Raw genomic sequence first — 10,716 nt, 5'->3', positions numbered from 1 at the left:
TCGATCGGATCACCGAGCCTCGTCCCGGTACCGTGCGCCTCCACCACGTCCACATCCGAGGTGCCGAGCCCGGCGTCCGCCAACGCGGCCCGGATGACGCGTTGCTGTGCGGAACCACTGGGCGCGGACAGACCGTTCGACGCACCGTCCTGGTTGACGGCGCTGCCCCGCACGACCGCGAGCACCCGGTGGCCGTTGCGCCGGGCATCCGACAGCCGCTCCAGGACCAGGACTCCCACGCCCTCGGACCACGACGTGCCGTCGGCGTCCGCCGAGAACGGCTTGCACCGGCCGTCGGGTGCCAGGCCCCCTTGCCGTTCGAACTCACGGAACATGCCGGGGGTCGCCATGACGGTCACGCCGCCGGCCAGCGCGAGATCGCACTCGCCCGACCGCAGGGCCCGGCCCGCCAGGTGGATCGCCACCAGCGACGACGAGCACGCCGTGTCCACCGTCACCGCCGGACCCTCGAAACCGAACGTGTAGGCCACCCGGCCCGAGATCACGCTGGGGGTGCTGCCGGTGAGGATCTGGCCCGCGAGGTGGTCGGGGGCCTGGTCGGCGCGGGGGCCGTAGTCGTGGGTGGTGGCGCCGACGTAGACGCCCGTGGCCGAGCTGCGCAGACCGTCGGGGTCCAGTCCGGCCTGTTCGAGGGCTTCCCAGGAGGTTTCGAGGAGCAGCCGCTGCTGCGGGTCCATCGCCAGCGCCTCACGCGGCGAGATCCCGAAGAAGTCGGCGTCGAAGTCGCCCGCGTCGTCGAGGAATCCGCCACCGGCGGCGCCTTCCCGCCTGTCCGTTCCGCGCGGTGCCCAGCCGCGGTCCGCGGGCCAGGTCGTCGGGACCGCCTCGCCGTCGGCGACGAGACGCCACAGGTCGTCCGCCGAGGCGACTCCCCCGGGGTAGCGGCAGGCCACGCCGACCACGGCCACGGGTTCGTCGTCGGTACGCGCCGGACTCGCTTCCTGCTCGTGCGCCGGGCCTGTCGTGCCGTCGTCCGGCGGAGCGTCGGGCATCGCGGGGTGGTCGTGGTCGTGGTCGTGGTCCGGGTCCGTGGTCGTCCCGTGCGGCGTCTTCGAGCGGGTGGCCAGTCCGGTGGCGGGCTTCGGGAGGGTGCGGGTCGCCGGGGCCCCGTTCTGCGGGCCGGTCTCCTGGTCGGCGGCGGTGAGCGCGGCGCCGATGTGCGCTGCCAGTGCCTGGGGCGTGGGGTGGTCGAAGACGGTGCTCGCCCTGACGGGCAGTCCCGTGCACGCCGCGAGAATCCTGCCGAGTTCCTCGATCATGACGGAGTCGAAGCCGAGATCCTTGAACGTGCGCGCCGGGTCGACCGGTCCCGTGTCCCGCATGACGGCGGCCGCCTGCTCGCACACGAACGCGCGCAGGGCCGCCGTCCGTTTCGGTCCGGTGAGCGCGCTCAGCGCGGCCACGGCCTCGCGCCCGGGGTGCACGGGGTCCACGGCGGGTACGGCGGGTACGGCGGGTACGGCGACGGTGCCCGTGCCGTCGGGGGCGGGTGCTTCCGCGGCGGTCGGCGCGGGTTCCGTTTCGAGCCAGTGGCGGCGGCGCTGGAAGGGGTAGGTCGGCAGGTCGACCACTCCGGCGCCGCCCAGCAGCGGGGTCCAGTCGATGTCGGCGCCCGCCACCCACAGCCTCGCCAGCGACCTGACCGGCACGCGGTCCTCGGTCTCCGCGACCAGCGGGACGAGAGCGGTTGCGGCTGTGTCGTCCCCGCGCGCGGCCAGGACGGTGAGGGCCGCGTCGGGGCCCGCCTCCACGAAGGCCGGCAGGCCGCTGTCGCGCACCAGCGCCAGGCCGTCGGCGGGCGGTCCGGTCTCCCCCGCCTGCCGCAGCCAGTGCGCGGGGTCCCGGAGGAGTGCGGGCTCCGCCGTCCCGCCCAGCATCGTCGAGGCCACGGTGAGCCGGGGGGCGGCGGACTCGATCGTCGACAGCACCCTGCGGTAGGCCCGCGCCCCGTCGGCCGGTGAGGTCCCGCTCAGCCAGCCGCGTGCCAGCGTCATGCGCGCCGCGTCCCGCAGGGACCACACGCCCGCCGCGTGGGCGGCCGTCAGCTCGCCCACCGCGTGTCCGGCCACCGTCGTCGGCCGCAGTCCCCACGACGTCAGCAGCCGCCACGCAGACACGCCGAACGCGAAGGCGCCGGCCTGGTCCCGACCCTCGTCCCGCGGCTCCGGCTCCCGGGTGCCGGTCTCCGCGCCGTCGGCCTGCGCGGTCATGGCCCGGCGCAGCCTCGCGCCGAACGTGCCGTCCTCCAGCCCGAGTCGGGTACGCGCCCGCGCCGGCAGGCCGAGCATGTCGGCGACTTCGCCGGCCACCTCGTCGAAGGCCGCGCACACCTCCGTGAGCGCCTCGGCGAAAACCGGGAAGACGGAGAGGACCGCGCCCGCGCTGCCGGTCTTCGGCGCCCCGCCCGAGAAGACCACGGCGGCCTCGCCCGGGGCCGCCGGGCCGGACAGCAGGACGTCGGGAGCGGGGGTGCCGTCGGCGAGTCCGCGTACACCGGCGAGCAGGTCCTCGTGCGAGGCCGCCACGACGGCCGCGCGCCGTTCGAAGCCCGTGCGCGACGAGGCGAGGGACCACGCGACGTCCGCGGCCGACGCCGCCGTACCGTCGACCGCGCCGCTGCCCGCCAGCCGGGAGGCGGCGTCGCGCAGGGCGGCGTCGGTGCGCGCGGACAGCAGCCACGGCACTTCGGACGGGGCCGCCGCCGGTGCGGCGGGGACCGGCGGGCGGGGGTGCCAGTCGGACAGGACCACATGGCAGTTGCTGCCGCCCATGCCGAAGGAGCTGACGCCGGCGACGAGTTCGCCGACCGGGTTTCCCGGCTCCGCGGGTTCTTCGGGCCACGGCTCCGCGTCCCGCTGCACGCGGAGGTTGAGTTCGTCGAGGGGGATGCGCGGGTTGGGGTTCTCGAAGTTGAGGCTGGGAGGCAGCCGGCGGTGCTTGAGGGAGAGCACGACCTTGATGAGCCCGGCGATTCCGGCGGCGCCGCCGAGGTGGCCGATGTTGGTCTTCACCGAGCCGACGGCGAGGGGCCGGCCGCCGGGGCGGTGGCGGCCGAGCGCCTCGCCCAGTGCGGCGGCCTCGACGGGGTCCCCGGTGGGCGTGCCGGTGCCGTGGAGTTCGACGTAGCCGACGGCCTCGGGCGCGATGCCGGCGTTGCGGTAGGCGGAGGTGAGGACGTCGGACTGGGCCTCGGCGGTCGGCGCCGTCAGGGTCGCGCCGGCGGGGTCGTTGTTGGTCGCGCTGCCTCGGACCAGGCACAGGATGCGGTCGCCGTCGGCGAGTGCGGTGTCGAGGCGCTTCAGGACGACGGCGCCGCCGCCCTCGCCCGGTACGTAGCCGTCGGCGCGCTCGTCGAAGGTGAAGCAGCGGCCGAGGGTGGACAGCGCACCCAGGCGGGCGGCGAGCAGCACGCTCTGCGGCAGCAGGTGGAGGTTGACCCCGCAGACCAGGGCGGCGTCGGACTCGCCCGCGCGCAGGCTCGCGCCCGCGAGGTGGAGTGCCACCAGGGAGGAGGACTGCGCGGAGTCGACGGTGATGCTCGGTCCGCGGGCGCCGAGGAAGGCGGACAGCCGGTTGGCGAGGACGCCGCGCTGCACGCCGGTCAGCGCGTGTTGCGTGGCGAGTGTCTGGGCGTGCGGGGACAGGAGTTGGGCGTAGTCGTCGCCGGTGACGCCGACGAACGTGCCGAGCCGGGTTCCGCGTACCCGGTCCGGTGTGATCCGGGCGTCCTCCAGCGCCTCCCAGCCCAGTTCGAGGGCGAGCCGCTGCTGCGGGTCGACGAACGGGGCCTCGCGCGGTGAGATCCCGAAGAACGAGGCGTCGAACCGGTCGACGTGCTCCAGGTAGCCACCGGTTCGCGGGGTGTGCTCCGCGGCGGCTCCCGTCCAGCGACCGGGCGGGACCTCGCCGACGCCGCTGCCGCCCGAGTCCAGCAGCTGCCACAGCTCGTCCGGGTTCTCCGCCCCGGCGAAACGGCAGGAGACACCGACGATGGCGAGCGCCGAGTCCCGGCCGTCCGCTGCCCTCATGAATGCGACTCCCTAGATTTCCTGGATGGATTTCCCGGACCTCCCGGACTTCCCGGACCCCCCGGGCCCTCTGTATTTCCCGGGTCTTCGGGTCCCGCACGAAAGGGGGTGGAGGAACCGGGAGCGGAGGAACGGCATGAATACCGGTAACCGAATTCGCCCGGATCCGAATGCCGGAGGTGGTACGGGCGGCGCTGCGCCATACGGTTTCACCCGGCGGGTGCGGCAGCATCGGCGAACTCCACCGTTACGTCTTTACGGTTACGTCCTCGGGCGGGACGGAAATGCCGTCGGGCACTGCGGCCGGCTCATTCGAGGTAGTTCTCGGGCCCGCCGTCCCGCACGGTGTCGAGGGTGAAGCAGTGGAACCCGCCGCCGAAGAGGCGCCGGTGCCGGTGCCGTACCGGCACGACGGTGAACTTCGCGTCCTCCAGGGCCCGGACCAGCTCCGGGCTCGCCTCGTTGACCAGGACGGTCTCCGGGTCGACGGACAGCACGTTCAGGTCGATGAAGGGGCTGGTCAGGATGAGGGCGTCGTCGTCGTAGCGCGGGAAGTCGTTCTCCGTGGGAGTGGGGGCGACGATCCGGTCCCACCGGCGCAGGGCGGGCGGCAGGGCCTCGACGACCGCCTCCGAACGGACCAGCAGCAGGCCGGGGCGCAGGGCGAGCACCATGCTGTCGATGTGGCTGTCGCTCAGCCGGTGGACCCGGTGGACGCGGAAGCGGCCTTCGAGGTGGCGCTCCAGCCAGGCGACCCCGAGTTCGTGGTTCTCGGTCGAGACGTTCGCGACGATGTCGCGACCGAGCCGGAGGCACTGGGCCGCGTCGAACATCATCTCCAGTCCGACGTCGTACGGCGACGGCCGGGGTTCCTCGACTGGCTCGGTCGGTCCGCCGGCGGTGGCGGTCCGTACGTAGGACAGGTCGAAGGACGCGTCGGTCATCAGCGGACGGGGCATGACGGTCCAGCGGCAACCGCTGCGGAAGTACTCCTGGAACAGCGGTTTCAGCAGCTGGGTCTCGAAGTAGCGGGAGCGGATCATCGGCGGTGTCTCGATGATCTCGTCGCCGAGGACGAGCGTGTTGTCGCGGATGTTGAGCGGCGGCACGACGGACGCGGACCAGGCCGGGGTGGTGACCTCGGCGGTCTCGGCGGGCAGCGCGCGGGGGCGGTGGACGGTGACGCCGAGGTCGCGCAGGGTGTCGGCCAGCCCCTCCAGATCCTCGTTCAGCTCGTCGACGTAGCGCTGTGCCACCGGCAGCTGCCGCCGGTCGGCCGGCTCGCTCCGCGCGGACAGCCGCGGGTAGTACCACTCGGAACGGCTCGGGTTGTCCTGGGCGAGGTTGTCGTGGAAGAACAGGTCGAACGAGAGTTCCCGCTCGTGCGAGACGTAGTTCTCCGCCGATCCGACGACGACCTCGCGCAGTCGCGACCACTCGTCAAAACTGTTCAGAAGCATGCAGTGAACCGCCTGTCGTTCGGGGCCGCGGAGTCCGCAGAACACGTGCCATCCTCGCCGGGTTCCGGCCCCTGCGGGCATCGGCGAGCTCCGCCGTTACAGCTCGGACTCCCTTTTTCTTCGACGGAGCGACGCAAAAAGAACTCGCCTCAGGGCACGCCGGGTTACGGCGGATTACCGGGCAGCGAGGGAGAAACAGGGGGTGGACAGGTCTGCCGAGGCCGGGTAGAAAAGCGTGCGGGGCTCCGGTCTGTTCAGGCTCTCGCACGTCCGACACCACCTCCACCACCGAACAGCGTGCGCGCCCTTTCCTGCGTGTTCCCGGAAGACTCGCTTTTCGGGCCTTGTCGCATTCTTTCCCCGCGAGATGAGGAAGGGTCATGGGTAAGCCATTGCACACCGTGTCCACCCTGCCGGCCGCGCGGCGGCCCGACTGCCCCTTCGATCCTCCGGCGGAACTGCTCGAAGCCCGCCGGCACGGGCCTCTGAGCAGCTACACCTTCCCCGGCGGACACGTCGGCTGGCTGGTCACGGGGTTCGACCTGATCAAGTCGGTGCTGTCGGATCCGCGGTTCAGTTCCCGGCGGGAGTTCATGCGCCATCCGACCGTCGACTACGGCGGCTTGACGCTGCCTCCGGTTCCGCCGGGCGAGTTCCTGCTCATGGACGACCCCCACCACAGCCGCTACCGCAAGCCCCTGATGGGCAAGTTCACCGTGCGCCGGATGCGGCTGCTCACCGAGCGGGTGGAGGAGATCACCGCCGCGCACCTGGACGCGATGGCGGAGTCGGGCCCTCCCACAGACCTGGTGAGCGCGTTCGCCAAGCCCGTTCCGGCCATGGTGATCTGCGAGCTGCTGGGCGTTCCGATCGGCGAACGTGCCTCGTTCCAGGCGCAGTTCGAGACCTTCATGAACCCAGAGGCACAGGACGGGGAGGTGGCCGCCGCCTACACCGCCACCCGACAGCGCCTCGGCGACCTGGTGGCCGCCAAACGCGCGCACCCCACCGACGACGTGCTCAGCGAACTCACCGACAGCGACCTCACGGACGAGGAGCTGCAGGGAATGGCACTGGTGCTGCTCGCGGCCGGGCTCGACACGACGGCGAACATGCTGGCCCTCGGCACCTACGCGCTGCTGCGCCATCCCCAGCAGCTGGCCGCGCTGCGCGACGACCCGGGGCTCACCGATCGGGCCGTGGAGGAACTGCTGCGGTATCTCAGTGTCGGCAAGACCTTCATGCGGACGGCGCTGGAGGACGTCCGGCTCGGTGGCCGCATCATCGACGCCGGCGCCTCGCTCATCCTGTCCTACAACACCGCGAACCGCGACCCCGAGCGCTTCACCGACCCGCACGTGCTGGACTTTTGGCGGCGGGACGGCGGGCACGTGGCGTTCGGGCACGGCATCCACCAGTGTCTGGGCCAGCAACTGGCGCGAGTGGAGATGCGTGTGGGCTTCGCCGCCTTGGTCAACCGCTTTCCCTCACTGCGGCTGGCCGTCCCGGCCGGCGAGATCGTCCTGCGCACGGAACTGTCCGACATCCACGGGGTGAAGAGCCTCCCGGTCACCTGGGACGTGTGAGCATGCTGACCCGGGTGGACTCCGAGCGTTGCATCGGGTCCGGGATGTGCATCCTGGCCGCCGGTGAGGTGTTCGACCAGCGGGAGGACGACGGCACGGTCGTGGTGCTGCGTCCGGAGCCGCCTGCCGACACCTGGGACGCGGTGCGCGAGGCCGCCCGCCTCTGTCCCACTGCGGCCATCACTTTCTGGACCGACGGCCCGTCGGGCACGAGGTAGCGGACTGCATCGATCATCTGCCGACGGAAGCAGCCCTCCGGTCGCCGCCCCGTCCGGTCAGACATCCCGGAACCGGCAGCAGGTCCCGCACCAGAGTCCACTCGGCATCGCTCATCTCCGAGCCGTACCGGGGCCGGCGCTCCGGCCGGTCAGCGGCGTTTCCTGGCGCGCTGGGCTCCGTGGTCGATGTGCATGATCGATCCGGCGAGGCTGCCGCGGGTGCAGACGGTCGCGGCCAGGGTGTCGGTGACGAGATCCGTGCGGCAACAACGTTGACTTCCAGTCAACCGCACTGCACATTACTTAAAAGTAGAACCGATCGGTAACTCCGCTTCCGCCCTCCCGAAGAAGAGAGAGCACATGCCGAAGCATGCCCTTCGCCGTGTCATGGCCGCGACAACCGCTGCCGTCGGCGTCCTCGCCCTCGGCCTCACGGACGCCACCGCGCACGCCACGCCCGCCACCCTCGACTACGTGGCTCTGGGCGACAGTTACAGCGCCGGATCGGGCGTCCTGCCCGTCGACCTCACCAACCTGATCTGTCTGCGCTCGACGGCCAACTACCCCCACGTCATCGCGGACGCCACGGGCGCCCGGCTCAAGGACGTCACCTGCGGCGCCGCCCGGACCACCGACTTCACGCAGGCCCAGTACCCGGGTGTGGCCCCCCAGTTGGACGCGCTCAGTGCCGGCACGGACCTGGTCACGCTCACCATCGGCGGCAACGACAACAACACGTTCATCAACGCCATCACCGCCTGCGGCACGGCGGGCGTCCTCAGCGGCGGACAGGGCAGCCCCTGCAAGGACAAGTACGGCACGTCCTTCGAGGACGAGATCGAGGCCAGCACCTACCCCGCGCTCAAGGCGGCGTTGCGCGACGTCGGCGCCAGGGCACCCCACGCCCGGGTGGCGGCCCTCGGCTACCCGTGGATCACTCCGGCCACCGCCGACCCGTCCTGCTTCCTGAAGCTGCCCGTCGCCGCCGGTGACGTGCCCTACCTGCGGGACATCCAGGCGCATCTCAACGGCGCGGTCCGGCGTGCCGCCGAGGAGACCGGCGCCACGTACGTCGACTTCGCCGAGGTCTCCGACGGGCACGACGCCTGCGAGGCCCCCGGTACCCGCTGGATCGAACCGCTGCTGTTCGGCAGCAACCTCGTGCCCGTCCACCCCAACGCCCTCGGCGAGCGGCGGATGGCCGAGCACACGATGAGCGTCCTCGGGCTGAGCTGACCGCCGCACTCCCCCGTACGCTTCTGCCGTGTCCTCCTCACGCCTGCGCCGCGTCGCCGTCCTCGTGCTCGAAGGGGCGAAACCCCTCGACGTGGGCATCCCGGCGCAGGTCTTCACGACGCGTGCGAGCATGCCGTACGAGGTGCGGGTGTGCGGCGCGACTCCGGGCCTGGTGACCGGCGGCGACGGCCTCTCGTACCACGTCGCCCACGGTCTGGAGGCCCTGGACTGGGCCGACGTGGTCTTCCTGCCCGGTTACCGGTCGCCCGACGTCGACGACCCGCCGCCGGCCGTCGTCGAGGCGCTGACGGCGGCCCACGACCGGGACGCCCGGCTCGCCGCCATCTCCACCGGCGCCTTCGCGCTGGCCGCCACCGGCCTGCTCGACGGCAGGCGGGCCACCACGCACTGGCACTACACGCGGGCGCTCGCGGCGAAGCATCCCCGGGTCCGGGTCGACGAGAACGTGCTGTTCGTGGACGAGGGCAGCGTCCTGACCTCGGCGGGCGCCGCTTCCGGCATCGACCTGTGCCTGCACATCCTGCGCGGCGACCTCGGGGTGGCCGCGTCCAACCACGCGGCCCGGCGCCTGGTGGCGGCCCCCTACCGCAGCGGCGGTCAGGCCCAGTACGTGCCGCGCAGCGTGCCCGAAGCCCTAGGCGAGCGGTTCGCCGCCACCCGCGAGTGGGCGCTGCGCCGGCTGGACGAGCCGCTCACCCTGGAGGCACTGGCCCGGCACGCGGCCGTGTCGGCGCGCACCCTCTCCCGGCGCTTCGTCGAGGACACCGGGTACACACCGATGCAGTGGATCATGCGCGCCCGTATCGACATGGCCCGCGAGCTGCTCGAACGCTCGGAGCGCGGTGTCGAGCAGATCGCCGCCGACGTCGGGCTCGGCACCGGTGCGAATCTGCGGCTGCACTTCCAGCGCATCCTCGGCACCACCCCCAGCGAGTACCGGCGCACCTTCGCCCGGGGTGAGTAGCCGGGCGCCGCCGCCCCGTCGCGGAGCTGGCGCGATCCTTGCGAACCATGGCTCTCGCGCCGCTGCCACGCCCGTACGTCCTGCGCGAGCCTGAGGGGGAAGGACCTGGTGGCGAACGAAGGGACACACCACTCATGACTCGCATCGGCATCAACGGCTTCGGCCGCATCGGTCGCAACGTGCTGCGGGCGCTGCTGGAGCGCGACACGAAGCTGGAGGTCGTCGCCGTCAACGACCTCACGGAGCCCGCCACCCTGGCCCGCCTGCTCGCCTTCGACTCGACCGCCGGCCGGCTCGGCCGTCCGGTGAGCGTCGACGGGGACACCCTGGTCGTGGACGGTCACCGCATCAAGGTGCTCGCCGAGCGCGAGCCGGCCCAGCTGCCCTGGGCCGAGCTGGGCGTCGACATCGTGCTGGAGTCGACCGGCCGTTTCACCTCGGCCGACGCGGCCCGGGCCCACCTCACCGCGGGCGCGCGCAAGGTCCTGGTCAGCGCCCCGTCCAGCGGTGCGGACGTGACGCTCGCCTACGGCGTGAACACGGACGCCTACGACCCGGCCGCCCACACGATCGTCTCCAACGCGTCCTGCACCACCAACGCCCTCGCGCCGCTCGCCGCGGTGCTCGACGAGTTGGCCGGCATCGAGCACGGCTTCATGACGACGGTGCACGCCTACACGCAGGAGCAGAACCTCCAGGACGGCCCGCACCGCGACGCGCGTCGCGCCCGCGCCGCCGGGGTGAACATCGTGCCGACCACGACGGGCGCCGCCAAGGCGATCGGCCTCGTGCTGCCGGGCCTGGACGGCAAGCTCTCGGGCGACTCGATCCGCGTGCCGGTCCCGGTGGGCTCGATCGTCGAGCTGAACACGACCGTCGCCCGCGACGTGACCCGCGAGGACGTCCTGGCCGCCTACCGGACCGCCGCCGACGGGCCGCTCGCCGGTGTGCTGGAGTACTCGCAGGACCCGCTGGTCTCCTCGGACATCACCGGCAACCCGGCCTCGTCGATCTTCGACTCGGCCCTGACCCGCGTCGACGGCCGGCACGTCAAGGTGGTCGCCTGGTACGACAACGAGTGGGGCTTCTCCAACCGGGTGATCGACACCCTCGGACTGCTCGCCACGCGCTGAACGGGCGGCCGATTCGGCATCACCGGGGGTCACACGCAACAATGGTGCG

General features: G+C 72.3%; 7 protein-coding genes. 5 read left to right on the top strand and 2 right to left on the bottom strand.

Annotated elements, in window-relative coordinates; translation table 11 throughout:
- Together AB0P07_RS29400 and AB0P07_RS29395 are read right to left on the bottom strand one after the other, a co-directional pair.
- The coding region (locus AB0P07_RS29400) for a beta-ketoacyl synthase N-terminal-like domain-containing protein (RefSeq protein ID WP_365555856.1) at positions 1-4,049 on the bottom strand (4,049 nt) is incomplete at its 3' end.
- Between the two features lie 308 nt (positions 4,050-4,357).
- Positions 4,358-5,509, bottom strand: coding sequence for a glycine amidinotransferase (locus AB0P07_RS29395; RefSeq protein WP_365555854.1), 1,152 nt, complete (start codon positions 5,507-5,509; stop codon positions 4,358-4,360).
- Positions 5,510-5,889: 380 nt separating this feature from the next.
- On the opposite strand from AB0P07_RS29395, the gene AB0P07_RS29390 reads away from it, so the two are divergent.
- From AB0P07_RS29390 to gap, 5 genes are all read left to right on the top strand, one after another.
- Positions 5,890-7,095 (top strand): cytochrome P450, encoded by a 1,206-nt coding sequence (locus AB0P07_RS29390; RefSeq protein WP_365555851.1) that lies wholly within the window; start codon positions 5,890-5,892, stop codon positions 7,093-7,095.
- A 2-nt stretch (positions 7,096-7,097) separates the two neighbouring features.
- Positions 7,098-7,313 (top strand): ferredoxin, encoded by a 216-nt coding sequence (locus tag AB0P07_RS29385; RefSeq protein ID WP_365555865.1) that lies wholly within the window; start codon positions 7,098-7,100, stop codon positions 7,311-7,313.
- A 360-nt stretch (positions 7,314-7,673) separates the two neighbouring features.
- Positions 7,674-8,549 (top strand): SGNH/GDSL hydrolase family protein, encoded by an 876-nt coding sequence (locus tag AB0P07_RS29380; protein WP_365555849.1) that lies wholly within the window; start codon positions 7,674-7,676, stop codon positions 8,547-8,549.
- A gap of 28 nt (positions 8,550-8,577) precedes the next feature.
- Positions 8,578-9,534, top strand: coding sequence for a helix-turn-helix domain-containing protein (locus AB0P07_RS29375; RefSeq protein WP_365555847.1), 957 nt, complete (start codon positions 8,578-8,580; stop codon positions 9,532-9,534).
- A 134-nt stretch (positions 9,535-9,668) separates the two neighbouring features.
- Positions 9,669-10,667: a type I glyceraldehyde-3-phosphate dehydrogenase gene (gap, locus tag AB0P07_RS29370; protein WP_365555845.1), complete on the top strand. Its 999-nt coding sequence runs from the start codon at positions 9,669-9,671 to the stop codon at positions 10,665-10,667.
- Positions 10,668-10,716 lie beyond the last annotated feature (49 nt).

This window comes from Streptomyces sp. NPDC085944 (assembly GCF_040686295.1).
Lineage (GTDB): Bacteria > Actinomycetota > Actinomycetes > Streptomycetales > Streptomycetaceae > Streptomyces > Streptomyces salinarius.
The sequence above is the reverse complement of the archived record's forward strand: the minus strand, read 5'-3'. Positions and strand labels throughout refer to the sequence as shown.

Coding starts and splice junctions, on each gene's coding strand:
- AB0P07_RS29395 (WP_365555854.1), bottom strand. CDS start 5,509: ATGCTTCTGAACAGTTTTGACGAGTGGTCGCGACTGCGCGAGGTCGTC.
- AB0P07_RS29390 (WP_365555851.1), top strand. CDS start 5,890: ATGGGTAAGCCATTGCACACCGTGTCCACCCTGCCGGCCGCGCGGCGG.
- AB0P07_RS29385 (WP_365555865.1), top strand. CDS start 7,098: ATGCTGACCCGGGTGGACTCCGAGCGTTGCATCGGGTCCGGGATGTGC.
- AB0P07_RS29380 (WP_365555849.1), top strand. CDS start 7,674: ATGCCGAAGCATGCCCTTCGCCGTGTCATGGCCGCGACAACCGCTGCC.
- gap (WP_365555845.1), top strand. CDS start 9,669: ATGACTCGCATCGGCATCAACGGCTTCGGCCGCATCGGTCGCAACGTG.